Source organism: Zavarzinia sp., assembly GCF_049306435.1.
Taxonomy (GTDB): Bacteria; Pseudomonadota; Alphaproteobacteria; order Zavarziniales; family Zavarziniaceae; genus Zavarzinia.
Genome location: NZ_JBAQRT010000336.1, coordinates 22,079 through 43,758 on the forward strand (window position 1 = coordinate 22,079; position 21,680 = coordinate 43,758).

The 21,680-nt window shown below is 66.6% G+C and carries 24 protein-coding genes and 1 pseudogene; 18 read left to right on the forward strand and 7 right to left on the reverse strand.

The genetic code is table 11. The features are described from left to right. Positions 1 to 34: 34 nt before the first annotated feature. A complete protein-coding gene (locus WAZ62_RS19570; RefSeq protein WP_422645212.1) occupies positions 35 to 643 on the reverse strand; it encodes a TetR/AcrR family transcriptional regulator in 609 nt (202 codons plus the stop codon). 111 nt (positions 644 to 754) lie between these two features. Here WAZ62_RS19570 and WAZ62_RS19575 point away from each other — a divergent pair, with 111 nt between their 5' ends. Next, positions 755 to 1,969, forward strand: a complete 1,215-nt coding sequence (locus tag WAZ62_RS19575) for an acyl-CoA dehydrogenase family protein (RefSeq protein WP_422645213.1) — start codon at positions 755 to 757, stop codon at positions 1,967 to 1,969. 42 nt (positions 1,970 to 2,011) lie between these two features. Here WAZ62_RS19575 and WAZ62_RS19580 read toward each other — a convergent pair whose 3' ends face one another. The 3 genes from WAZ62_RS19580 to WAZ62_RS19590 all read right to left on the reverse strand — a co-directional run bounded on the left by WAZ62_RS19580 (position 2,012) and on the right by WAZ62_RS19590 (position 3,711). Further along, positions 2,012 to 2,263 (reverse strand): hypothetical protein, encoded by a 252-nt coding sequence (locus WAZ62_RS19580; protein WP_422645214.1) that lies wholly within the window; start codon positions 2,261 to 2,263, stop codon positions 2,012 to 2,014. 116 nt (positions 2,264 to 2,379) lie between these two features. Continuing rightward, positions 2,380 to 2,685 (reverse strand): hypothetical protein, encoded by a 306-nt coding sequence (locus WAZ62_RS19585; RefSeq protein ID WP_422645215.1) that lies wholly within the window; start codon positions 2,683 to 2,685, stop codon positions 2,380 to 2,382. A gap of 42 nt (positions 2,686 to 2,727) precedes the next feature. Next, complete coding sequence (locus WAZ62_RS19590; protein ID WP_422645216.1) at positions 2,728 to 3,711, reverse strand: malate dehydrogenase; 984 nt, start codon at positions 3,709 to 3,711, stop codon at positions 2,728 to 2,730. Between the two features lies 1 nt (position 3,712). Between WAZ62_RS19590 and WAZ62_RS19595 the strand changes: the two genes are divergently transcribed. From WAZ62_RS19595 to pqqE, 8 genes are all read left to right on the forward strand, one after another. After that, positions 3,713 to 3,892 carry a hypothetical protein gene (locus WAZ62_RS19595; protein WP_422645217.1) on the forward strand — a complete coding sequence of 60 codons (180 nt, stop codon included), beginning with the start codon at positions 3,713 to 3,715 and terminating at the stop codon, positions 3,890 to 3,892. Between the two features lie 26 nt (positions 3,893 to 3,918). Then, complete coding sequence (locus tag WAZ62_RS19600; protein ID WP_422645218.1) at positions 3,919 to 4,623, forward strand: CoA transferase subunit A; 705 nt, start codon at positions 3,919 to 3,921, stop codon at positions 4,621 to 4,623. A gap of 10 nt (positions 4,624 to 4,633) precedes the next feature. Then, complete coding sequence (locus WAZ62_RS19605) at positions 4,634 to 5,275, forward strand: 3-oxoacid CoA-transferase subunit B (RefSeq protein WP_422645219.1); 642 nt, start codon at positions 4,634 to 4,636, stop codon at positions 5,273 to 5,275. Between the two features lie 123 nt (positions 5,276 to 5,398). Then, positions 5,399 to 5,791, forward strand: a complete 393-nt coding sequence (locus tag WAZ62_RS19610; protein WP_422645220.1) for a DUF779 domain-containing protein — start codon at positions 5,399 to 5,401, stop codon at positions 5,789 to 5,791. A gap of 131 nt (positions 5,792 to 5,922) precedes the next feature. Further along, the gene (gene pqqA / locus WAZ62_RS19615; RefSeq protein ID WP_422645236.1) at positions 5,923 to 6,003 is read left to right on the forward strand and encodes a pyrroloquinoline quinone precursor peptide PqqA; all 81 of its coding nucleotides are present in this window, start codon (positions 5,923 to 5,925) and stop codon (positions 6,001 to 6,003) included. A 31-nt stretch (positions 6,004 to 6,034) separates the two neighbouring features. Then, the gene (gene pqqB, locus WAZ62_RS19620; RefSeq protein WP_422645221.1) at positions 6,035 to 6,931 is read left to right on the forward strand and encodes a pyrroloquinoline quinone biosynthesis protein PqqB; all 897 of its coding nucleotides are present in this window, start codon (positions 6,035 to 6,037) and stop codon (positions 6,929 to 6,931) included. Next, positions 6,928 to 7,653 carry a pyrroloquinoline-quinone synthase PqqC gene (gene pqqC, locus WAZ62_RS19625; protein ID WP_422645222.1) on the forward strand — a complete coding sequence of 242 codons (726 nt, stop codon included), beginning with the start codon at positions 6,928 to 6,930 and terminating at the stop codon, positions 7,651 to 7,653. The genes pqqB and pqqC overlap by 4 nt, the downstream gene beginning before the upstream one ends. After that, positions 7,650 to 8,765 (forward strand): pyrroloquinoline quinone biosynthesis protein PqqE, encoded by a 1,116-nt coding sequence (gene pqqE, locus WAZ62_RS19630; RefSeq protein ID WP_422645223.1) that lies wholly within the window; start codon positions 7,650 to 7,652, stop codon positions 8,763 to 8,765. The genes pqqC and pqqE overlap by 4 nt, the downstream gene beginning before the upstream one ends. Before the next feature lie 115 nt (positions 8,766 to 8,880). Here the strand turns inward: pqqE and WAZ62_RS19635 are convergent, their stop codons facing one another. Then, positions 8,881 to 9,864, reverse strand: coding sequence for a YVTN family beta-propeller repeat protein (locus WAZ62_RS19635; RefSeq protein WP_422645224.1), 984 nt, complete (start codon positions 9,862 to 9,864; stop codon positions 8,881 to 8,883). Positions 9,865 to 10,028: 164 nt separating this feature from the next. Between WAZ62_RS19635 and pedF the strand changes: the two genes are divergently transcribed. From pedF to WAZ62_RS19665, 6 genes are all read left to right on the forward strand, one after another. Then, the gene (gene pedF, locus WAZ62_RS19640; protein WP_422645225.1) at positions 10,029 to 10,472 is read left to right on the forward strand and encodes a cytochrome c-550 PedF; all 444 of its coding nucleotides are present in this window, start codon (positions 10,029 to 10,031) and stop codon (positions 10,470 to 10,472) included. 1 nt (position 10,473) lies between these two features. Continuing rightward, the gene (locus WAZ62_RS19645) at positions 10,474 to 11,349 is read left to right on the forward strand and encodes a substrate-binding periplasmic protein (protein ID WP_422645226.1); all 876 of its coding nucleotides are present in this window, start codon (positions 10,474 to 10,476) and stop codon (positions 11,347 to 11,349) included. Continuing rightward, positions 11,346 to 12,119, forward strand: a complete 774-nt coding sequence (locus WAZ62_RS19650) for a quinoprotein dehydrogenase-associated SoxYZ-like carrier (RefSeq protein WP_422645227.1) — start codon at positions 11,346 to 11,348, stop codon at positions 12,117 to 12,119. Before WAZ62_RS19645 ends, WAZ62_RS19650 begins: the two co-directional genes overlap by 4 nt. Continuing rightward, positions 12,116 to 13,036 carry a quinoprotein relay system zinc metallohydrolase 1 gene (locus WAZ62_RS19655; protein ID WP_422645228.1) on the forward strand — a complete coding sequence of 307 codons (921 nt, stop codon included), beginning with the start codon at positions 12,116 to 12,118 and terminating at the stop codon, positions 13,034 to 13,036. The genes WAZ62_RS19650 and WAZ62_RS19655 overlap by 4 nt, the downstream gene beginning before the upstream one ends. Positions 13,037 to 13,175: 139 nt before the next feature. Then, the gene (locus tag WAZ62_RS19660) at positions 13,176 to 14,942 is read left to right on the forward strand and encodes a PQQ-dependent methanol/ethanol family dehydrogenase (RefSeq protein WP_422645229.1); all 1,767 of its coding nucleotides are present in this window, start codon (positions 13,176 to 13,178) and stop codon (positions 14,940 to 14,942) included. Between the two features lie 154 nt (positions 14,943 to 15,096). Then, on the forward strand, positions 15,097 to 15,759 hold the full coding sequence (locus WAZ62_RS19665) for a response regulator (protein ID WP_422645230.1): 663 nt from the start codon (positions 15,097 to 15,099) through the stop codon (positions 15,757 to 15,759). A gap of 8 nt (positions 15,760 to 15,767) precedes the next feature. Here WAZ62_RS19665 and WAZ62_RS19670 read toward each other — a convergent pair whose 3' ends face one another. Both WAZ62_RS19670 and nosP read right to left on the reverse strand, forming a co-directional pair. Then, entirely contained in the window at positions 15,768 to 18,359 is a 2,592-nt protein-coding gene (locus tag WAZ62_RS19670) for a NahK/ErcS family hybrid sensor histidine kinase/response regulator (protein WP_422645231.1), read from the reverse strand. After that, positions 18,356 to 19,546 carry a nitric oxide-sensing protein NosP gene (nosP, locus tag WAZ62_RS19675; protein WP_422645232.1) on the reverse strand — a complete coding sequence of 397 codons (1,191 nt, stop codon included), beginning with the start codon at positions 19,544 to 19,546 and terminating at the stop codon, positions 18,356 to 18,358. Before nosP ends, WAZ62_RS19670 begins: the two co-directional genes overlap by 4 nt. A gap of 156 nt (positions 19,547 to 19,702) precedes the next feature. Here nosP and WAZ62_RS19680 point away from each other — a divergent pair, with 156 nt between their 5' ends. The 3 genes and pseudogenes from WAZ62_RS19680 to WAZ62_RS19690 all read left to right on the forward strand — a co-directional run bounded on the left by WAZ62_RS19680 (position 19,703) and on the right by WAZ62_RS19690 (position 21,667). Further along, positions 19,703 to 20,068: a c-type cytochrome gene (locus WAZ62_RS19680; protein WP_422645233.1), complete on the forward strand. Its 366-nt coding sequence runs from the start codon at positions 19,703 to 19,705 to the stop codon at positions 20,066 to 20,068. A gap of 7 nt (positions 20,069 to 20,075) precedes the next feature. Beyond that, a pseudogene (locus WAZ62_RS19685) lies at positions 20,076 to 20,621 on the forward strand (ABC transporter ATP-binding protein); the annotation flags it as partial. Positions 20,622 to 20,851: 230 nt separating this feature from the next. Then, on the forward strand, positions 20,852 to 21,667 hold the full coding sequence (locus WAZ62_RS19690) for an ABC transporter permease (RefSeq protein ID WP_422645234.1): 816 nt from the start codon (positions 20,852 to 20,854) through the stop codon (positions 21,665 to 21,667). Positions 21,668 to 21,680: the final 13 nt, after the last annotated feature.

Here is a 21,680-nt window from a genome sequence, read left to right on the forward strand (position 1 = left end):
CTCGGACTTTCTTTTTCTTGTCGGAATATTCTGGTCAGACGGGGGCCGGCAGGCAGATGCCGCCGCAGATCAGGGCGGTGACCGTATCGGCCGTCGCCGCGACATCGAGGGTTCCGACACCGGTGACATAGGGCCAGCTGATATGCTCGACCGCGCCGAAGATGACGTCGCGCACCAGGCGGGGGGAAACGTCGGGCCGCACCTCGCCCCGGGCGATGCCTTCCTCGATCAGGGTCTTCAGGACATTGGCGTAACGCCGGTTCAGAGCCTGGATGTCCGAGCCCTTATAATCACCGGCGACCCGAACCTCCGACAGGAACAGGCGGCACAGTTCCCGGTCGGCGACGAAATTGCCCAGATGGCGGCGGATCAGATGGTGCAGGCGCTCGCGGAAATTCGCGCCCTTGGCCGATTCGGCCTCGAGATCGGCGACGACCCGCTCGTAGAAGACCTTGAGCACGCGCAGCAGCAGGTCGCGCTTGTTCGAGAAATAGCGGTAGATCAGGCCGTCCGAGACCTCGGCGGCACGGGCGATCTCGGCGATCGAGGCGGCCTCGAAGCCCTTGGCGGAAAAAGTCGCCGACGCGGCCTCGACGATGGCGTCGATCCGACTCTGCATTCTCTCGGCGCTGATCACGGGCATGGCGTGCATGTCCCCCCTTGTTTCCGTCGCCATATTGAATATGCTTCATTTTAGACATGTCAACCGGGGACATGCGGTAAAGCCGTCGCCCCGGGACGGGAGGAGATAGAAATGAGCGCGAGTGCCGCCGCCGAAGACCTGCGCGTGAACAGCAGCAGCCTGAACGGATACCGCCTGACCCCGGACCAGCAGGAAATCCTCGATCAGGCCGACAGGTTCGCCAAGGGTGAATTGTTCGACCTCGCGCCCAGGATGGACAATGAGGAATGGTGGCCGCCGCAGGTGATGCCGGCGCTGGGCCGCATGGGCTTCCTCGGCGTCACCGCCGAGCCGGATCTGGGCGGCGCCGGCAGCGATTTCTTCACCTCGGGCCTGATCGCGCAAGGTTTGGCGCGCTGGAACCACGCGGTCGCGCTGTCCTATGTCGCCCATGAAAACCTGTGCCTGAACAATATCGCCCGCAACGGCAGCGAGGACATCCGCAAGCGCTACCTGCCCGGGCTGATCGACGGCAGCAAGATCGGCGCCCTCGGTCTGACCGAGCCGGGCGCGGGCTCCGATGCCCTCGGCTCCATGGCGACGACGGCGCGGCGCGACGGCGACCACTATGTCCTGAACGGCAGCAAGCTCTATATCACCAACGGGCCGGTCGCCGATTACCTGCTGGTCTATGCCAAGACCGACAAGGCGGCGGGCGCCAAGGGGATTTCCGCCTTCGTGATCGAGAAGCATTTCCCCGGCTTCAAGGTCGCCCAGAAGCTGGACAAGATGGGCTTCCGCGGCTCGACCACCGCCGAACTCGTGTTCGAGGATTGCCGCGTGCCGGCGGAAAACCTGGTCGGGGTCGAGAACCGGGGTGTCGCCGTCGTCATGTCCGGCCTCGATCTCGAACGGGCCATCGTCGCCATGATCAACCTCGGCATGGCGGAGCGGGCCTTCGACCTCGCCCTCGACTATGCCAAGACGCGCCAGCAGTTCGGCAAGCCGATCAGCCAGTTCCAGATGATCCAGGCGAAGCTCGCCGAAATGTGGACGACGATCGAGACGATGAAGACCTTCTGCTACCGGACCTTGGCGGAAGCCAATGATCTGGAGGAAGGCGCCGGCGGCCGAGGCGATATTCACAAGCTGACCGCCGCCTGCATCCTCTATGCGGCGGAGGGCTGCACCCGCGTGGTCTCGGACGCGGTGCAGATCTTCGGCGGCGCCGGCTACATGCGCGAGTCCGAGGTGAACCGCCTCTATCGCGCGTCGAAACTGCTGGAAATCGGTGCCGGCACGTCGGAAGTGCGCAAGCTGATCATCGCCGGCGAATTGCTGCGCTGAGGCGACAGGCCGCTGTCAAGGGACGGCGGCCAAAGCCTGCGATCAGGCGCCGTGCGGCCGCGCGAGGCCCATGGCGGCATGGCCGGTCCGCGCCAGGCGCGGCGCGGCCGGCAGGCTGCCGATGAGGCCGAGCAGGCTGCTGAGCAGGACAAGGCCGACCGTCAGGCCGATCAGGCCGAGCGGACCCTGCCACAGGCCGAGCGCGAGGCCGACCAGCGCCCAGCCCGCGCGGGCGAGGAAATTGCCGAACAAAGCGTCGTCGGCACGATTGGCGAAGAGACGCAACATGGACATGGCATCACCTGAACAAGCGTAATGGGTCCATTAGGTAGGTTTTGACGCCGCCGCGACAACAGCCATTTTGTCGCGGTGCACAATCGTTTTCTGCAATGCAACTAAAGTACGGGGGATCAAAGGGCTCGTCGCCGAGGCCTGATCCAGGCTTCGAGGGTGTGGAAGGACAGGGCGATCAGCGCGACCTCCCGGCCCGCCGTCTGCCGCAGGTAGAGCATCACCGGATCGTGGAACAGGTAAAGTCCATAGGACAAGCGCCCGAGATAGGCGGGCAACGCCGCGCCGAGCAACAGGCCGCTGAGGACGAAAAAGACATCGACGCCGTAAAATTCGCCGCGGAGGAGCGGTGCCCCGGCGTGAAAGACCATGACCATCAGGACGGCGATGGCTCGCAGACCGTCGAGCGCGGGCAGATAGATCATGGCCGGGACAGGGGCCGGGGGGATGCCCCGGCCCGTCTCCGCTTACTTCAGCAGGTCGGCGACGCCTTCGGCTTCCGACAGCAGCTCGTCGAGGGTGATCTTGAAGCGCTCCTTCGAGAAGTCGTCCATCTCGAGGCCCTTCACGACCTTGTATTCGCCATTCTCGCAGACGCAGGGCATGCCGAAGATGATGCCTTCCGGCACGCCGTAGGAACCGTCCGAGGGCACGCCCATCGAGACCCAGCCGCCCTTGGTGCCCAGCACCCAGTCATGCACGTGGTCGATCGCCGCATTGGCGGCCGAGGCGGCCGAGGACAGGCCGCGCGCTTCGATGATGGCGGCGCCGCGCTTGCCGACGGTCGGCAGGAAAGTGTCGCGGTTCCAGGCTTCGTCGTTGATCTTGGCCTTGACCGATTCGCCGTTCGAGGTGGTCAGGCGGTAGTCGGCATACATGGTCGGGGAATGGTTGCCCCACACCGCCAGCTTCTCCAGCGAGGAGACGGCGACGCCGGCCTTGGCGGCGAGCTGCGACAGGGCACGGTTGTGGTCGAGGCGCAGCATGGCGGTGAAATTCTTGGCCGGCAGGTCGGGGGCCGACTTCATCGCGATATAGGCATTGGTGTTGGCCGGGTTGCCGACCACCAGGACCTTGACATCGCGCGAGGCGACCTTGTTCAGGGCCGCGCCCTGAACCTTGAAGATGGCGGCATTGGCGGCCAGCAGGTCGGCGCGCTCCATGCCCTTGGAGCGGGGACGGGCGCCGACGAGGATGGCGATGTCGGCGTCCTTGAAGGCGACTTCCGGATCATCGGTGATGACGACGCCGGCCAGCGTCGGGAAGGCGCAGTCCTCGATCTCCATGACGACACCGCCGACGGCGTTGATCGCCTGGGGCAGGTCGAGAAGCTGCAGGATGACCGGGGTGTCCTTGCCGAGAAGGTCGCCATTGGCGATGCGGAACAGCAGCGAATAAGCGATCTGGCCGGCGGCGCCGGTCACCGCTACGCGGACGGGAGTTTTTGCCATCATGGATCTCCAGGACACGGGGAAGGGAGGGGATTCACCCCTCGCGAAAACGAAGCATCAGGCAGCACAACTGGCGCTGTTTCGCAACACTCAATTGCCCGATCGAGCAATGACCTTTGCCGCGTTGCGCGAAATCTCCCCGCGCTGCATCCTGTCGGTGGGGAAGGAATCCCCTGCGTAAGGCAGATGGACGGGAAACAGGCGACGATGAGCAAAAAGGTCTACCCGGACGCGGTAACGGCCCTTGCGGGGCTGCTGCGCGACGACATGGTGATCATGGCCGGGGGCTTCGGCCTCTGCGGCATTCCCGAAAACCTGATCGAGGGCATCCGCCTCGCGGGCGTGAAGGGCCTCACCTTCATCTCGAACAACGCGGGCGTCGACGGTTTCGGTCTTGGCGTCCTCCTCGAGACCAAGTCGGTCAGGAAGATGATTTCGTCCTACGTCGGCGAGAACAAGCTCTTCGCCCAGCAATATCTCTCGGGCGCGCTCGAGCTCGAGTTCAACCCGCAAGGGACGCTCGCGGAGCGGATCCGTGCCGGCGGCGCCGGCATCCCCGCCTTCTTCACCAAGACCGGCGTCGGCACCCTGGTCGCCGAAGGCAAGGAATTGCGCCAGTTCAACGGCGAGACCTATGTGATGGAAACCGGCCTCGTCGCCGATCTTTCCATCGTGAAGGCCCATTGCGGCGATACCGCCGGCAATCTCGTCTACCGGAAGACCGCCCGGAACTTCAACCCGATGATGGCGACCGCCGGCAAGGTCACCGTCGCCGAGGTGGAAAACCTGGTCGAGCCCGGCACCATCGACCCCGACCACATCCACACGCCCGGCATCTTCGTCCAGCGCATCATCAAGGGCGCGACCTACGAGAAGCGCATCGAGCAGCGCACCACCCGGAAGAAGATCTGAGGAGACCGCCATGGCCTGGACCCGTGAACAGATGGCCGCCCGCGCCGCCAAGGAGCTGCAGGACGGTTTCTACGTGAACCTCGGCATCGGCATTCCGACGCTGGTCGCCAATTACATTCCCGAAGGCGTGCATGTCACCCTGCAGTCCGAGAACGGCATGCTCGGCATGGGGCCCTTCCCCTTCGAGGGCGAGGAAGACCCGGACCTGATCAACGCCGGCAAGCAGACCATCACCGAGCTGCCGGATTCGTCCTTCTTTTCCTCGGCCGACAGTTTCGCGATGATCCGCGGCGGCCATATCGATCTGTCGATCCTCGGCGCCATGCAGGTGGCCGAGAACGGCGATCTCGCCAACTGGATGATCCCGGGCAAGATGGTGAAGGGCATGGGCGGCGCCATGGACCTCGTCGCCGGGGTGAAGAAGGTCGTCGTCGTCATGGAACATGTCGCCGGCAACAGCCCGAAGCTGCTGAAGGCCTGCGACCTGCCGCTGACCGGCACCAGGGTCGTCGATATGGTCGTCACCGACCTCGGCGTCTTCAAGATCGACAAGCAGGGCGGCACCGGCCTCACCCTGATCGAACTCGCCGAGGGCGTCACCCTCGACGAAATCACCTCCAAGACGCAGGCACCCTTCGAGGTCGCCCTGTAACGGCGCTGTCCCGGCCAAGGCCGGGGCCTCGCGACGAGACCGCGAAAATAATCCTTGATCGGCGAGCCTCCTGGCCTCTCCCTAATGTGGGGCCAGGAGGACATGTCCAGGAAAGGAACAACAATGGTCTCTCGTGTCGAAGTGACCGGGGCCGCCGAGGCGGTCATCGAAAAATTGAAGGCCCTGCACGGGCCCCTGATGTTTCACCAGTCGGGCGGTTGCTGCGACGGCTCCGCCCCCATGTGCTACCCGCGCAAGGAATTCCGGGTGGGCGCGCAGGATGTCTATCTCGGCACCATCGCCGGGACACCCTTCTTCATCGGCGCCGCCCAGTTCGAATATTGGTCCCATACCCAGCTGATCATCGATGTCGTGCCCGGGCGCGGCTCGGGCTTCTCGCTCGAGGCGCCGGAAGGCGTGCGTTTCCTGACCCGCAGCCGGGTCTTTTCCGACGACGAATCGGAAGGCCTGACCCTGCCCGCGACCGGCGAGGAATGGGCTGAAAGCGCGATCTGAATGGTGTATGGCTGACGGCATCGGGCCGCGCGCCCGGTGCTCGTCCTAAAGGACAATCCAAAAGGGTCGGCATCACGGCTAGAGTTTGGCGTCGTGAGGCGACAGAACCCGCAAACGAGGGAGTAGAACGAATGAAGAAGTGGACCAAGCCCAAGATTTCCGAAGTCCGCGTCGGCATGGAAATCAACTGCTACGCCTGCGCCGAGCGCTGAGCTTCCTGACCATCGCCGGCCGTGAGGCGCCATGCGCATCCTGCTTCTTGGAACCGCGGCCGGCGGTGGCTTTCCCCAGTGGAACTGCCGCACGCCGAATTCGCTGCGCGCCTGGTCGGGTGACCCCGCCGCGCCGGCCCGTACCCAGACCTCCATCGCCGTCACGCTGGACGGGAAATCCTGGGTCCTGATCAACGCTTCCCCGGACCTGCGCAGCCAGATCCTGGCCAATCCCGCGTTGTGGCCGGCGCAGGGGCTTCGTCATTCGCCGATCACCGACGTGGTGCTGACCGGGGGCGAGATCGATTTCATCACCGGTCTGCTGACCTTGCGCGAAGGCCATGCCTTCACCCTGCACGGCTCGGCCGAGACGCTGGCGACGATCGACGCCAACCCGATCTTCGGCGCCCTGCCCAGGGACCGGGTGCCGCGCCATGCCTTCGAGCTCGACGCCGGCTTCGAGGTGCTGCCCGGTCTCGCCATCACGGCCTTCGATGTGCCGGGCAAGGTTCCGCTCTATCTCGAGGGGCAGGGCTCGCTGGCCGGGCGAAGGGGCACCACCGTCGGCCTCGAGATCACGGGCGGCGGGCGCCGCGTGCTGTTCGTTCCGGGCTGCGCCGCGATCGACCAGGATCTGTGCGCCCGGATCGATGGTTGCGACCTCCTGTTGTTCGACGGCACGCTGTGGCGCGACGACGAGATGGTGACCCTCGGCGTTTCGGCCAAGACCGGCCAGCGCATGGGCCATGTCAGCATGTCGGGGCCGGGCGGGGCGATGGCCCGCCTCGCCGGCCTCGACATCGGTCGCCGCGTCTTCATCCATATCAATACGACCAACCCGGTCCTTGCCGCCGACACGCCGGAGCGTGCCGCGGCCGAGGCGGAAGGCTGGCACATTCCCGTCGACGGGGAGGAACTTCACCCATGAACGCGATCATGACACCGGACGAGCTGGAAGCGGCGCTGCGGGCGATCGGCGCCGCGCGCTATCACGACAAGCATCCGTTCCACGGCCTGCTGCACAGCGGCCATCTGAGCCGCGATCAGGTCGCCGCCTGGGCCCTCAATCGTTACTATTACCAGAGCCGGATCCCGCTGAAGGACGCCGCCCTGCTGGCCCGGCTGGAAGACCCGGCGCTGCGCCGCGCCTGGCGCCAGCGCATCGTCGATCATGACGGCGAGCGGGAAGGCGACGGCGGCATCGAGCGCTGGCTGAAGCTGACGGATTCCTTCGGTTTCGACCGGGATTACGTCATGTCCGGCCGGGGCATCCTGCCGGCGACCAAATTCGCCGTCGAAGCCTATGTCCATTTCGTCGCGGAAAAGCCGCTGCTCGACGCCATCGCCTCGTCCCTGACCGAGATGTTCGCCCCCGGCATCATCACCACGCGGGTCGCCGGCATGCTGTCGCATTACGACTTCGTCTCGAAGGAGACCCTGGCCTATTTCGACAAGCGCCTGACCCAGGCGCCGCGCGACGCCAATTTCGCCCTAGATTACGTGAAGCGCGAAGCCCGCCGCCCGGACCAGCAGCAGGCGGTGCTGAACGCCCTGACCTTCAAGTGCGACGTGCTCTGGGCCCAGCTCGATGCCCTGCATTTCGCCTATGTCGAGCCGGGCCTGATCGCGCCCGGCGCGTGGCGCCCGTGACCCCTGTCATGCCATCGGCGGGGGCGGGGGTCGAGCCGCCGCTGGCGCTGCTGGCCGAGATCACCCATCGCTGCCCGCTGCAATGCCCCTATTGCTCGAACCCGGTCGAGCTGGTGAAGGCGGCGGACGAACTGGCGACGGACGAATGGCTGCGCCTCATCGACGAGGCGGCGGCCCTCGGCATCCTGCAGATCCATTTCTCGGGCGGGGAGCCGATGGCGCGGGGCGACCTGCCGCGTCTCGTCGCCCACGCGAGGGCGGCCGGGCTCTATACCAATCTCATCACCTCGGGCGTGATGCTCGACCGCGCGAAATGCGATGCGCTGGTGGCGGCCGGGCTCGATCATGTGCAGATCTCGGTCCAGGACACCGATCCCGCCGGGGCCTTGCGCATCAGCGCCTATCCGGACGGTCTCGCCAAGAAGCGCGCGGCGGCGCTGCTGGTCGGCGAGGCGGGCCTCGCGCTGACCATCAATGCCGTCGTCCACCGCCAGAATCTCGACCGGCTGGGCGAGATGATCGCCTTCGCGGAAAGCGTCGCGGCGCAGCGGATCGAGGTCGCCCATGTCCAATATTACGGCTGGGCGTTGAAGAACCGCGATTTCCTGATGCCGACCCTCGACCAGCTCGATGCCGCGACCGCCCTTGTCGAAGCGGAGCGGGCGCGGCTGGGCGGCCGGCTGGTGATCGATTACGTGATCCCCGACTATTACGCCCGGCGTCCCAAGGCCTGCATGGGCGGCTGGGGCCGTCGCTTCATCAATGTCTCGCCCTCGGGCCATGTCCTGCCCTGTCACGCGGCCGAGACCATTCCCAACCTCGTCTTCGCCAATCTCCGCCAGCACAGCCTGGCCGAGATCTGGGCCGGCGATCCCGCCTTCGCCGCCTTTCGCGGCACCGACTGGATGCCGGCGACCTGCCGCGCCTGCGACCGGCGCGAGATCGACTGGGGCGGCTGCCGCTGCCAGGCCCTGGCCCTGACCGGTGATGCCGGCGCCATCGATCCCGCCTGCGACCGCTCGCCCGCCCATGCCGAATTGTTCGATCTCGCCCGCGGCGCTTCGGCCGGCGAGGCGGTGGTGCGGGCCTATCGCCGGATGAACACCCGCTGAGGGGGTGAGGTGGGCGTCTGCCAAAAAAGAGACCCCTCGGCTTGCGACGAGGGGTCAGGCGGGGGGCTGCGATGATGCCGTGCGGAATGGGAGCATCACCGCGGCCTGACCGGGGTCAGGGCACGACCACGGCCCCCCATGGGGCACGCCCCACGGGAATGGACTTCACGACCTCGAGCGCGCCGACATCGATCACCGAGACATCGTTGCTGACGCCGTTGGTGGTATAGAGCCGGCTTTCGTCGCCATTGAAGGCGAGGTGCCAGACCCTGCGGCCGACGAGCAGATAGTCCTTCACCGCGAAGGTCCGGGCATCGATGACGGCGACCCGGTTGGCGGGGCCGAGGGCGGCGAAGGCGAGGCTGCCGTCCTTGGTCAGCTTGACGCCGACGGGCTGGATCTGGTCCGCCGGCACGCCCTTGACGGCGAAATCGATGGTCTTGATCACCTTGCGGGTGCCGACGTCGATCACCGTCACCGTGCCGCCGATCTCGGACGAGACCCACAGGGTCTTGCCATCGGCGCTGAATTCGGCGTGACGCGGGCGCTGGCCGACCAGCGTGTTGTCGACCAGCTTCTGCTGCGCCGTGTCGATCCAATGCACCATGTTGGTGGTCTCGGATGTGTTCACCGCCCAGGCGCCGTCGGGACTGACTGCCATGCCCTCCGGCTCGACGCCGACCTCGATCTGGGCGACCACGGACCTCGTCTCGACATCGACGACGGTCGCGATATTGTCGTCTTCGTTCGAGATATAGAGATGGCGGTCGTCCGGGTGCAGGGCGAACTGCTCGGGATCGTCGCCCGAGGGCAATTCGCCGATGATCTTTCCGGTCGCGAGGTCGAGGACCTGCACCGTGTCGTCGTCGCTGGCGCAGATGTAAAGTCGGGTGAATTTCGAATCCGCGAGGATGCCGCGCGGACGCTTGCCCACCTTGATGGTTCCGGTCACGGCCAGGGTCGCGCCATCGATCACGCTGATGGTGTTGTCGCGCTCGTTCGTGACATAGATGGTCTCGGCCCCGGCGGTCATCGGCATCATGAACGCGGCCAGGGCGGCCACGGCGAAGTGCCCCGCCCGGATTCGGCGATCCGGCATTCTGTCCTCCCCCTTTTTCCTGCGATCGACGATAGCGGCGGCCGGCGGGGGCGCCATCGCACTTTAGGACGAGATGCGGATGACGATCGATCCAAAGTACAATGGTGCCTCGTCCCTTCCCCTCCTAGCTTGCCTGCAACAGCTCCTGGGGAGGAATGACCACCATGGCCGCGTACCGGCATCCATCGCGCACTCTTGTCCTGGCGGCCCTTGGCGCCGCGGGGATCGCCATCGGCGCCGTCTCGGGCGCCTTCGCTCATGGCGATGTGACGCCGCAACCTGTCGATACCGCCGGCCTTGACCCTGTCGGCAAGGAATGGCTGGAGACCAACCCCTATACCGGCAACAAGCGCGCGATCGAGATTGGCGCTTCGGGTTACAATCAGAACTGCGCGCGTTGTCATGGCCTCGAGGCGAAGTCGGGCGGTATCGCGCCGGACCTGCGCCTGCTCGATCTCGGCCCCGATGGCGATGCCTGGTTCGTCGAGCGGATGAAACATGGCGCGGTGCGCGACGGCAAGGTCTACATGCCGGTGTTCGATGGCGTGCTCAGCCAGGAAGCGCTCTGGGCCATCCGCAGCTACATCGAAAGCGTGCACGAGGATTGAGATGCCGCGCCGCCGCGATGTCCTGAAGCTGGCGGGCGCCCTCGGCGCCGGCCTCGTGCTGGGGGGCCGGAGCGCCCGGTCCGACGACGATCCCGTCGGCCCCTTGCGCTACGACACGATCCGCGAGCGCGGCATCCTGCGCATTCCCTATTACGAGGATTTCGCGCCCTATTCGATCACCACGGCCGAGGGGCCGCGGGGTATCGATATCGACGTGGCGCGCGAGGTGGCGAAGCGGATCGGCCTCCAGCCCCACTTTTATCCGCTGGTCGCCGGCGAGAAGATCGACGACGACCTGCGCAACGGCATCTGGCGCGGCAATGTCATCGACCGCAGCGTCGGCGACCTGATGTTCCATGTGCCCTACGACCGCCAGATCCAGCTGAACAATGACCTCGTCGTCCTGTTCGGCCCCTATTTCGAGGAAGGCTTCGCGATCGCCAGCAACCCGGAGGTCCTGCCCGGCGGCTTCGATCCGGAAAGCGACGAGGGACGGCGCATCGGGGTCGAGATCGACACCATGCCGGATTTCTGGCTGTCGTCGGCCAATGGCGGGCGCCTGCGCAACGCGGCGGTGCATTTCGCCCGCCCGCTCGACGCGGTGAAGGCGCTCGGCGCGGGCGAGGTCGACGCGATCATCCTGCAGGCGGCGCAGATCGAGGCTTTCGCGCCCCATCATGCGCCAAAGGCCAGCGTGAAACCCTTCCTGATGGGCGGCATGTTCCGCTCGCGCTGGACCGTCGGCTGCGCCGTGCGCGAGACTTGCCGGCCCTTCGTCTACGAGGTGGGCGATGCCCTCGGCGCCATGGCCGGGGACGGGACGATGGCGCGGATATTCGCCGAGGCCGGCGTCACCTGGCTGGCGCCCCAGCGATGATCACGCGCCGCGCCCTCCTTGGCCATGGGGCCGGCGTCGCCGCGTTGGCGGCTGGCCGGGCGTGGGGCGCCGCGCCCATGGATCCGCTGCAATCGGTCGCCTGGGAGGATATGCGGGCGCTGCTGCTCGGCAAGGGGCCCGTCGTCTTCGACGACAGGATCGCCGTCGCCGCGCCAACAGCGGCCGAAGACGCGCTGCAGGTGCCCTTTCTCGTCGACGCGGGGGGCCTTGGCCGGGTTCAGCGCATCCTCGTCTTCGCCGATCTCAACCCCATTCCGCTGATCCTCGATTTCGCCCCCGGCCGGTTGGCGCCGCTGATCGCCACCCGCTTCAAGATCCAGCAGGCGACGCCCCTGCGCGCCGCCGCCCTCGACCTGAAGGGAATCTGGCATGTCGCGGGGCAATGGGTCGATGCCATGGGCGGCGGCTGCACCACGCCCGCCCTCGCCCATGGCGAAGCGGACTGGACCGCCCGTCTCGGCGAGACCGAGGCCCGCGTCTTCGACCGCGACGGCCGCCGCCGCGTCCGCCTGTCCATCCGCCATCCGATGGATACCGGCCTCGCCGCCGGCATTCCGGCCTTCTTCATCGAGAAGGTGATGGTCGAGGACGCGGGCGGCATTTTGCTGGGCGAGCTGGCGACCTTCGAGCCGGTGTCGGAAAATCCCTTGCTGACCTTCGAGGTTCCCGCCGGCATCGGCGGCGACATCACGGTCACCGCGCGCGACAACAACGGCAATATCTTCCGGCGAAAGGTCGCCCTGTCATGAGGGCGCTGGCGGCAGGCATCGCCCTCATGCTGGCGCCGCTTCAGGCGCTGGCTTTCGATTACCAGCTGACGGCGCGGGAAATCGCCCCGGATACCTATGTGGTGCCGGGCCGGATGGAGCATTTCAACCGCGCCAATGGCGGCAATATCGTCAACACGGGCTTCGTCGTGACCTCGGCGGGCGTCGTCGTCATCGACAGCGGCCCGTCCCTCGATTACGGGCGGCAATTGCGCCAGCTGATCGGCACGGTCACCGACCGGCCCGTCCGGCTCGTGCTGATCACCCATGCCCATCCGGATCATTATCTCGGCAATAGCGCCTTCGGCGACGTCGCCATATCCGCCCTCGACGGCACCAGGGCCGAGATCGCCGGAACGCCGCCCGCCCTGCTCGACGGCATTTACCGGCTGGTGGGCGATGCCATGGCGGGAACCACGCTGATTCCGCCAACGGGCGTCGTGGCCAAAGGGCCGCTCGTCGTCGGCGATCATGACCTCGAGCTGCTCGCCCTCGATGGTCACACCAGGGCGGATCTCGCGGTCTTCGACCGGACCACCGGCACTCTCTTCGCCGGCGACATCGCCTTTCTCGACCGGACGCCGACGACGCCCCAGGCCGATATCGACCATTGGCTGGCGGCGCTCGATCGCCTGCGCGCCTTGCCGGCGAAACTCGTCGTGCCCGGCCATGGCCCGGTGGCGCCGCCGCCCCAGGCCTTCGATCAGACCGCGGCCTATCTGACCTGGCTGCGCCAGGCTCTCTTCGCGGCGGCGGCCAGGGGGTTGGACGCGCCCGAAGTCATCGACATGAAACTGCCCGAAGAATTCGCGGGTCTCGCCGTCGCCCGGGCCGAATTCGCCCGCACGGTCGCGCATCTCTATCCGACTTTCGAACGATCGGTACTTTCGGACAAGTAACAATATTGGTGTCGTACTATTGGGCAATAGGCGCGTTCTGGCCGAAAGCCCAGTATTCGCAGGCTTTCGATCGGAGGGGAGGACTCCGCCGGAAGCTGGAGATGCCCCGCAGGGGCGCCATGACGCAAGGGAGACTGGGATGGCAACGACATTCAGGCGGTCGGTCGCGGCGGCAACGCTCGCGATCGCAGCCATGGGCTTCGCGGGCCTTGGCCACGCCAAGCCTGTAACCGACAAGGATATCCTGGGCGATGTCGAATCGACCGGCGACGTCCTGACCTATGGCCTTGGCTCGCAGGGCCAGCGCTTCAGCCCGCTGAAACTGATCGACAAGGAAACGGTGAAGGGCGTGGTCCCGGTCTGGGCCTTCTCCTTCGGCGGCGAGAAGCAGCGCGGCCAGGAAAGCCAGCCGCTGGTGGTCGACGGCGTGATCTATGTCACCGGCTCCTACAGCCGCATGTGGGCGATCGACGCCAAGACCGGCAAGGAGCTCTGGGAATATAACCACCGCCTGCCCGACGGCATCATGCCGTGCTGCGACGTGATCAATCGCGGCGCCGCCGTCTATGGCGACAAGGTCTATTTCGGCACGCTGGATGCCAAGGTCGTCGCCCTCAACCGCGAGACCGGCAAGGTCGTGTGGTCGAAGGCGATCGAGGATTACAAGGCCGGCTATTCGATCACCAATGCGCCGCTGATCGTGAACGGCATGGTCATCACCGGCATCGGCGGCGGCGAATTCGGCATCGTCGGCAAGGTCTATGCCCTCGACGCCGAGACGGGCGAATCCAAATGGACCCGTCCGGTGATCGAAGGCAATGTCGGCACGGTGGATGGCAAGCCCTCGACCATGACCGGTACCAAGAATGCCTCCTGGGAAGGCGACCAGTGGCAGACCGGCGGCGGCGGCACCTGGCTGGGCGGCACCTATGATCCGAAGACCGGCCTTCTGTTCTATGGCACCGGCAATCCGTCGCCCTGGAACTCCTGGCTGCGCCCAGGCGACAATCTCTATTCGTCGTCCCGCCTCGCGATCGATCCCAAGACCGGCGAGATCAAATGGTCCTATCAGACCACCCCGCATGACGGCTGGGATTTCGACGGCGTCAACGAGCTGATCTCCTTCCCGCTGAAGGGCGCCGACGGCAAGACCATCGACGCGGCGGCGACCGCCGATCGCAACGGCTTCTTCTTCGTCCTCGACCGCACCACGGGCAAATTCATCAGCGCCAGCCCCTTCGTGACCCGCCACGACTGGGCTTCCGGTTATGACGACAAGGGCCGGCCGATCTACAATCCCGACTTCCGTCCGGGCGATCCTTCCAAGGGCGGCGGTGCGGATGGCAAGGGCAAGTCGGTGTTCACCGCGCCGTCCTTCCTCGGCGGCAAGAACTGGATGCCGATGGCCTACAGCCAGAACACCGGCCTGTTCTACATTCCGTCGAACGAATGGGGCATGGATATCTGGAACGAGCCGATCACCTATCGCAAGGGCGCGGCCTATCTGGGCGCCGGCTTCACCATCAAGCCGCTTTACGAGGATCACATCGGCGTGCTGCGCGCGATGGACCCGGCGACCGGCAAGATCAAGTGGGAATACAAGAACCGCGCGCCGCTCTGGGGCGGGGTGCTGACCACCGGCGGCGGCCTCGTCTTCACCGGAACCCCCGAGGGCTATATCAAGGCCTTCGACGACGAGACCGGCAAGGAGTTGTGGAGCTTCAACACGGGCTCGGGCGTCGTCGCCAGCCCGATCACCTGGGACATGGATGGCGAACAATATATCGCCGTCGTCTCGGGCTGGGGCGGCGCCGTGCCGCTGTGGGGTGGCGATGTCGCCGACTATGTGAAGAGCTTCAACCAGGGGGGGATGCTCTGGGTCTTCAAACTGCCCAGGAAGTCCTGATCTTACAGTCACGCGCGTTTGGACCGGGGTGGCGCCGCCACCCCGGTCCTTGCCTTTGGTCCCGTTGCCAAGCGGGGCGGCAAGCGTTCAAATGACGAAAAGGCCGGCCAGCAAGAAGCCGGCGTTCATGTCGATACCCGGGGGGATATGCCTGATGCTGAAAGTCCTGATCGCCGACGACCATCCGCTGTTCCGCGAGGCACTGCAGGGGGCCGTCGTCGCGGTGCGCGGCGATGCCCTGGTGGTCGAGGCCGCCAGTCTGGGCGGCGTTCTCGATCTCGTGCGGGACGACGATGATTTCGACCTGGCGCTCCTCGACTTGCGGATGCCGGGCATGGACGGGCTCGCCGGCCTCGTCAACCTGCGCAAGGTGCGGCCCGACCTGCCCATCGTCATCGTCTCGGCCCTGGCCGACGAGGACACGGTGGCGCGCTGCCTGGCCTGCGGTGCCGCCGGCTATATCCCGAAATCCCTGGGGCGGGAGAAGATCCGCGCGGCGGTCGAGCAGGTGCTGGCCGGCGGCATTTTCGTGCCCGACGCCGCCCATCTCGCGGCGCCGACGCGGCCGGTGCCCAAGGGCCGCACCACCGACGAACCCTTCGCCAAGATCGGCACCCTGACACCGCAGCAGATGCGCGTGCTGGAACTGATGGGCGAGGGCCGGCTGAACAAGGAAATCAGCCATATCCTCACGGTCTCCGAGACGACGGTGAAGGCCCATGTCTCGGCCGTCCTGCACAAGCTGGGCGTCGCCAGCCGCACCCAGGCGGTGCTGGCCCTGCGCCGGATGAAGGAAGTGCAGGACGTCGGGGCATAGGCGGACGCCTAGCCGTCCAGCAAGGCCGTCATCAGGGCGCGCAGCTTGGCGGGTTTCACCGGCTTGTAAAGGAGGGCGCAGCGCTCCATCGCCGAGATGTTCTGCTGCAATTCGGCGCTGCGGTCGGCGGTCAGCAGGGCGGCGGGCACGGTGCCGCCGAGGCGGCGGCGCAAGGCGCCGATCGCCTCGATGCCGGTTTCGCCCCGGTCGAGGTGGAAATCGGCGAGGACGATGTCGGGCGGGCGCTGGCCGATGGCATTCATCGCGTCGCGCAGGCCTCTTGCCACTGAAACCTCGCACGACCAGCCTTCAAGCAGCGAGCGCATCCCGTCGAGGATCGCCTGTTCATTGTCGATGACGAGAACGCGGGTGCCGATGCGGGCGACCGGCGCGACCGCCGGCATGACGACAATGGGCCGAAGCGCCGGCCGGGCCGCCGCGACCGGCAGATCGATCGAGAAGGCGGATCCATGGCCCAGGGTGGAGTGGACCCTGATGCCATGGCCGAGCAGACGCGCGATGCGCCGCACGATCGACAGGCCGAGGCCGAAGCCGTTGACCATGCCTTCCGGCTGGTCGAGGCGCTTGAACTCCTCGAAGATGTCTTCCATGCGGTCGGCCGGGATACCGACGCCGGTATCAAGGACGATCACCCGCGCCTGGTTGCGGCCCCGGCGAACACCCAGCAGGATGCGGCCGCGCGGCGTGTAGCGGATGGCGTTGGAGACGAGATTCTGCAGGATGCGGCGGAACAGCCGGGGATCGGTCCGCACGAAGAGCGAGGTCGGCACCAGCCGCAGATCGAGGCCCCGGCTGCGCGCCACCGGCGCCATCTCGTCGACGAGGCCGGACAGAAGCGAATCGAGCGACACCACCTGTTCCTCGATGGTCACGCGGCCGGCATCGAATTTCGAGATGTCGAGCAGCGTGCCCAGCAGGTCCTCGACCGCGGTCAGGGAATTGTCCAGCTTGCGGGTCAGATTGGCGCTCTGCGCCGGCAGGGCCTGATCGGTCAGCGACGAGACGAAGAGACGGGCGGCGTTCAGCGGCTGCAACAGGTCGTGGCTGGCGTCGGTCAGGAATTTGGTCTTCGACTGGTTCGCCCGCTCGGCGTCGAGCTTGGCCTGCTGCAATTCGACCGTCACCCGCTCGCGCTCGGCGATCTCGCTGCGCAGGGTCTCGTTCAGGGTGACGAGGCTGGCCGTCCGCTCCGCGACGCGCCGCTCCAGCATCTCGTTGGCCTCCGCCAGGAGACTGGCGGCGCGGCGGCGTTCGGTGATGTCCTGGATCAGGGTGAAGAAGCCGATCACGCTGCCGTCGTCGGCGATATGGGGGACATAGGTCGCGATGCCGAAGCGGCCCTGGCCCGGCAGGTTCAGCTCGAAGGTTGTGAAACGCCCGCCGAGGGCGCCTTCCATGTGGCTCTTGCGCGCGCCGAAATCGGCCGGCGCCAGGATCTGCGCGACATGCAGCCCGACGGGGTCGCGCCCGGATGCGAAAGCCTCGCGGTAGGGCCGGTTGGTGAAGCGGTAGATCAGCCCGGCGTCGACATAGCAGATCATGGCCGGCATGGCGTCGGTGACGAGGCGGATGCGGCGTTCGCTGTCGATCAGGGCGACCTCGGCCTCCTTCCGCACGGTCACGTCGTCGAAGGAGCAGACGAAGCCGCCGTCGGGCATGCGGTCGCGTTTGATCGAGAACCAGCGCCCGGCCCAGTGCCGCTCGTCGGTGGCGCCGCCCTCGGGGATCAGCGCGGCGGAACCCCGGCGCCGGTTGTAGGCCTTGAATTCCTCGAAGGTCGCGCCCGGCATGGCGAAGACCGGCGGCAGGTCCAGCAGGCGCCAGAACCTCTCGTTGGCATGGACCAGCATGCCCGAGGCATCGAAGACGGCGACGCCGAGCGACATGCTCTCGATCGTCGCCTGAAGATGCAGCGACCGCTCGGCCAGCGCCTGTTCGCGCATCTCACGCTCGGCCCGTTTCAGGTCGGTGATGTCGGTCAGTACCGAGGCGATGCCGCCTTCCGCCGACAGGCGGTCGTTCATCTGCACCCAGCGGCCGTCGCGCAGCGCGTGGATGCCGCGCGCCTGCTGGCCCCGGCGGACGTTCACCCGCTCGCCGAGGCGGGTCTTGATCCAGTCGGCGGCGAGTTCCTGGGCCATGGCGATGTCGCCGTGGCGGAAGGCCTGGGTCAGGATTTCGTGATAGGTGATGCCGGCGCGGATCCGCTCGCGCATCGACGGCCAGTAATCGAGGAATTTCTGGTTGAACAGGATCAGTCGGTCATCGCGATCGAACAGGGCGAAGCCTTCCGACATCGAGTTGATCGCGTCGTGCAGGCGGTTCTGCGCGGTCTGGCTGGTGATGATCGCCGCGTTCAGCTCGTTGTTCGTCGTCTCGAGCGAGCGCATGGCCTCGGTCAGCTCGCGGGTGCGGTCGTTCACCTTGCGATCGAGGAAGATCGCCGATTCGAACAGGGCGAAGGCATTGCCGTGAAAATCGAGGCTGCGCTCCACCCGGCCCATCAGGGCGCGGTTGATCTCGGTCAGCTTGGCGACGCGCTTCTCGAGTTCGGCGATCCTGGCGGCGTCATTCATCATTCGCCTCCGCCGCCGAAGGCGATGCCGGTGAAGGTCTGATTCACATGCATCATGCCGAACTGCTCGCCATAGGTCGAAAAGCCGATCACCCGGTTCTCGATGAAAAGCCGCGACACGGTGCCGAGCAACTGGCGCTGTTCCATCTCGAGATAGCGAAAGACGCAGTCGAAGCCGAGCACCGCCTCGATCCTGCCGCCGACCGCGCGCTTCAGCCCGTCGAAAGTGTCGATCAGATTGGCGACGAGATCGATCGAATTGGCGACGGTCATCACGATGCCCTCGTCGATCGCGCAGAAGAACGACAGGCTACCGTCGCCATGGACGCGCTGGATGGAACGGACATAGTCCCGCCCGCCGGCCCGGACGACGAGCGGCCGGGCGGCGAAGACGGGCGGCGTCAGGTCGCCGGTCTTCAGGCCGATCAGGCGGGCATATTCCTCGGCCGCCGGTTCGGCGTTGATCTCGGCGACCAGGCGGCGGGTGGGATCGGCCCTGGTGACCACCAGCTTCTCGCTGGACGAGACGAAATGCTGGGTCTGGAACACCTGGAACGGCAGGTCGGTGGTGATCAGGGTGACGATCGCCGCGTCCTTCCGCGTGACATCGCCAAGCAATACCCGGGTCTCGCGGAACATCAGGTCATCCCCGGCCGAGCCGCCGACCAGGGGGATTTCGTCGAGGGCATCGCCGAGGACGGACACCAGCCGCTCCTCGCTCATCGACAGGCCGTCGGAGACGAGAAGGGCGAAGGTCTGGCCGCCGCGGCCCGAACAGGCCTCGGCATGGATCTGGCGCAGGGAGCGGACGAGACTGTGTCCTTCCTCGAAGCTGAAGGCCGACATGGGTTCGATCAGGCGCGAGGTGGCGATGAACTGCGGCGCCGAAAAGGCGACGGCGGTCACGGTGCCGGTGCGATAGCCGAAGGGCGTGATTTCCCCGGCCGTGGTGCAGCCGGCGATGGCGATGCCCGGCAATTCGTCCTCGATCCCGGCGGCGACCCCGGCCAGCGGGTGGCTGGGCGAACAGAACAGGAGCAGCAGCGCGACCGGCGCCCGGCCGATGCCGGCGACGATATCGGCGACCGCGGTATCGACATCCATCGCCTCGCTCGTCGCCCGGCGGATGGCCTGTCCGCCCTGGGGTGCCCCGTCTTCCGTTGCCCCGTCTTCCGTTGCGTGTGTCGACATGCTCTCCCCGGTCGCGGGCGTCTGCGCGGCCCGCGTCTTGTCGTGATCATGGCGCGCGCGGCTCCGCCAAGTCTACTGATCGAAAGTGCAATTGGCCCTGCGGGCGATCCTCCCTAGCGTCGGCGCCAACGACAGTCCCCGGGGGAGGATGTTTCCGTGCCTGCCATTCGCTCGCTCGCCTTTGCCGCCGTTTTCGTCGCGCCCACCCTTGCCGTGGCGCAGGATGTGACGGACGGCGAAAAGGTCTTCAAGAAATGCATGTCCTGTCATTCGGTGAAGGCGGGTGAAAACAAGGTGGGACCCAGCCTGTTCGGCATTGTCGACCGGCCCGTTGCCTCGGTCGAAGGCTTCAAGTATTCCGAAGCGATGAAAGCCAAGGGCGGCGCCTGGACCGAGGCGGAACTCGACCCTTATCTGCTCAATCCCAAACAGGCGGTGCCGGGGACGCATATGAGCTTCATGGGCCTGAAGAAAGCCGAGGATCGGGCGGCCATCATCGCCTATCTCGCGACCTTGAAATAGGCGGGGCATGGGCGTGGGCGATCTCGTCACCCTGCCGCGCCGAAATGCCGGGGCCGGTGTGCTGAGCGCCACCGGCGTCAGCCGCCATTACGGCACCCGTCAGGCCCTGGCCGGCGTCGACCTGACCGTCGGCCCGGGCGAGATCGTCGCCCTGCTCGGCCCCAATGGCGCCGGCAAGACGACGCTGTTCCGCATCATCGAAGGCCTGATCCCGGCCGATGGCGGCGAGGTGCGCGTGGCCGGCTTCGATGTCGCGGCCGCGCCGGTCGCGGCGCTGGCCGCCCTCGGCATCGTCTTTCAGGAAACGACCCTCGATCTCGACCTTTCGGTCTTCGACAATCTGGCCTATTACGCCGCGCTGCGGGGCGTGCCCCGGCTGCGGCGCAAATCCGCGATCCGGCAGGCGCTCAGCCGTCTTGGCCTCGCCGACCGGGCGCGGGCGAAGGCGCGTGAACTTTCGGGCGGGCTTCGCCGACGGGTCGAGCTGGCGCGAGCGCTGATCGGCGATCCCGCGCTTCTCCTCCTCGACGAGCCGAGCGACGCGCTCGATCCCGCCAGCCGTATCGCGCTGCGCGCCGAAATCGACCGGCTGCGTCACCTGACGGGTTGCGGCGTGCTCTGGGCGACCCATCTGGTCGAGGAGGTGGGCAACGCCGACCGGGTGGTGATCCTGGACGACGGGCGCGTGGTCGCCACCGGCGCGCCCGCCGATGTCGTCGCCGCCTCGGGACGGGCCAGCCTGACCGAGGCCTTTCTCGCCCTGACCGGCAAGGGAGGGCGGCCATGAGCGGCATCGGTCATCGGCTGGACGCGGGTCTGGCGATCATCCGGCGCGACCTGCGCCGGTTCATCCTGCAGCGCAGCCGCCTCGTCTCGGCGCTGGTGCGGCCGCTGCTGTGGCTGATGGTCTTCGCCGCCGGCTTCCAGAATGTCTTCGGCGTCTCGATCATTCCGCCCTACCGGACCTATGTCACCTATCAGGTCTATGTCCTGCCGGGGCTTGCCGCCATGGTGCTGCTGTTCAACGGCATGCAGTCCTCGCTTTCTCTCGTCTACGACCGGGAAATGGGCATGATGCGGCTGTTGCTGACCGCGCCCCTGCCGCGCTGGTGGCTGCTCTTCGCCAAGCTGGTGGCGGGGGTCGTGCTGTCCCTCGTGCAGGTCTATGTCTTCCTCGGGGTGGCGGCGCTCCTCGACGTGCGGCTACCCTGGTTCGGCTATCTCACGGTGCTGCCGGCGCTGATCCTGGCGGCGCTGATGCTGGGGGCGGTCGGGTTGCTGCTGTCGGCGACCATTCGCCAGCTCGAGAATTTCGCCGGGGCGATGAATTTCGTCATCTTCCCGATGTTCTTCCTGTCGAGCGCGCTCTATCCCCTGTGGAAGATCGGCGAGGCGGCGGCGGCGCCGGTCTATTACCTCTGCCTCGTCAACCCCTTCACCCAGGCCGTCGAGCTGATCCGCTTCGCCGCCTATGGCAGGGTGGATAGCGTCGCGCTGGTGGTGGTGGCCGGCACCGGGCTCGCGGCCTTCCTGCTCGCCTCTCTGGCCTATGATCCGCAGCGCGGGCTGCTGGGCCGGGCGCGGCCCGCGGCGGCATGAGCCTGACCCGCCG

What these genes read in the sequence shown, in the direction of transcription:
- WAZ62_RS19570 (WP_422645212.1), bottom strand. Translation starts at nt 643, where the DNA reads ATGCCCGTGATCAGCGCCGAGAGAATGCAGAGTCGGATCGACGCCATC.
- WAZ62_RS19575 (WP_422645213.1), top strand. Translation starts at nt 755, where the DNA reads ATGAGCGCGAGTGCCGCCGCCGAAGACCTGCGCGTGAACAGCAGCAGC.
- WAZ62_RS19580 (WP_422645214.1), bottom strand. Translation starts at nt 2,263, where the DNA reads ATGTCCATGTTGCGTCTCTTCGCCAATCGTGCCGACGACGCTTTGTTC.
- WAZ62_RS19585 (WP_422645215.1), bottom strand. Translation starts at nt 2,685, where the DNA reads ATGATCTATCTGCCCGCGCTCGACGGTCTGCGAGCCATCGCCGTCCTG.
- WAZ62_RS19590 (WP_422645216.1), bottom strand. Translation starts at nt 3,711, where the DNA reads ATGGCAAAAACTCCCGTCCGCGTAGCGGTGACCGGCGCCGCCGGCCAG.
- WAZ62_RS19595 (WP_422645217.1), top strand. Translation starts at nt 3,713, where the DNA reads ATGGATCTCCAGGACACGGGGAAGGGAGGGGATTCACCCCTCGCGAAA.
- WAZ62_RS19600 (WP_422645218.1), top strand. Translation starts at nt 3,919, where the DNA reads ATGAGCAAAAAGGTCTACCCGGACGCGGTAACGGCCCTTGCGGGGCTG.
- WAZ62_RS19605 (WP_422645219.1), top strand. Translation starts at nt 4,634, where the DNA reads ATGGCCTGGACCCGTGAACAGATGGCCGCCCGCGCCGCCAAGGAGCTG.
- WAZ62_RS19610 (WP_422645220.1), top strand. Translation starts at nt 5,399, where the DNA reads ATGGTCTCTCGTGTCGAAGTGACCGGGGCCGCCGAGGCGGTCATCGAA.
- pqqA (WP_422645236.1), top strand. Translation starts at nt 5,923, where the DNA reads ATGAAGAAGTGGACCAAGCCCAAGATTTCCGAAGTCCGCGTCGGCATG.
- pqqB (WP_422645221.1), top strand. Translation starts at nt 6,035, where the DNA reads ATGCGCATCCTGCTTCTTGGAACCGCGGCCGGCGGTGGCTTTCCCCAG.
- pqqC (WP_422645222.1), top strand. Translation starts at nt 6,928, where the DNA reads ATGAACGCGATCATGACACCGGACGAGCTGGAAGCGGCGCTGCGGGCG.
- WAZ62_RS19635 (WP_422645224.1), bottom strand. Translation starts at nt 9,864, where the DNA reads ATGCCGGATCGCCGAATCCGGGCGGGGCACTTCGCCGTGGCCGCCCTG.
- pedF (WP_422645225.1), top strand. Translation starts at nt 10,029, where the DNA reads ATGGCCGCGTACCGGCATCCATCGCGCACTCTTGTCCTGGCGGCCCTT.
- WAZ62_RS19645 (WP_422645226.1), top strand. Translation starts at nt 10,474, where the DNA reads ATGCCGCGCCGCCGCGATGTCCTGAAGCTGGCGGGCGCCCTCGGCGCC.
- WAZ62_RS19650 (WP_422645227.1), top strand. Translation starts at nt 11,346, where the DNA reads ATGATCACGCGCCGCGCCCTCCTTGGCCATGGGGCCGGCGTCGCCGCG.
- WAZ62_RS19655 (WP_422645228.1), top strand. Translation starts at nt 12,116, where the DNA reads ATGAGGGCGCTGGCGGCAGGCATCGCCCTCATGCTGGCGCCGCTTCAG.
- WAZ62_RS19660 (WP_422645229.1), top strand. Translation starts at nt 13,176, where the DNA reads ATGGCAACGACATTCAGGCGGTCGGTCGCGGCGGCAACGCTCGCGATC.
- WAZ62_RS19665 (WP_422645230.1), top strand. Translation starts at nt 15,097, where the DNA reads ATGCTGAAAGTCCTGATCGCCGACGACCATCCGCTGTTCCGCGAGGCA.
- WAZ62_RS19670 (WP_422645231.1), bottom strand. Translation starts at nt 18,359, where the DNA reads ATGATGAATGACGCCGCCAGGATCGCCGAACTCGAGAAGCGCGTCGCC.
- nosP (WP_422645232.1), bottom strand. Translation starts at nt 19,546, where the DNA reads ATGTCGACACACGCAACGGAAGACGGGGCAACGGAAGACGGGGCACCC.
- WAZ62_RS19690 (WP_422645234.1), top strand. Translation starts at nt 20,852, where the DNA reads ATGAGCGGCATCGGTCATCGGCTGGACGCGGGTCTGGCGATCATCCGG.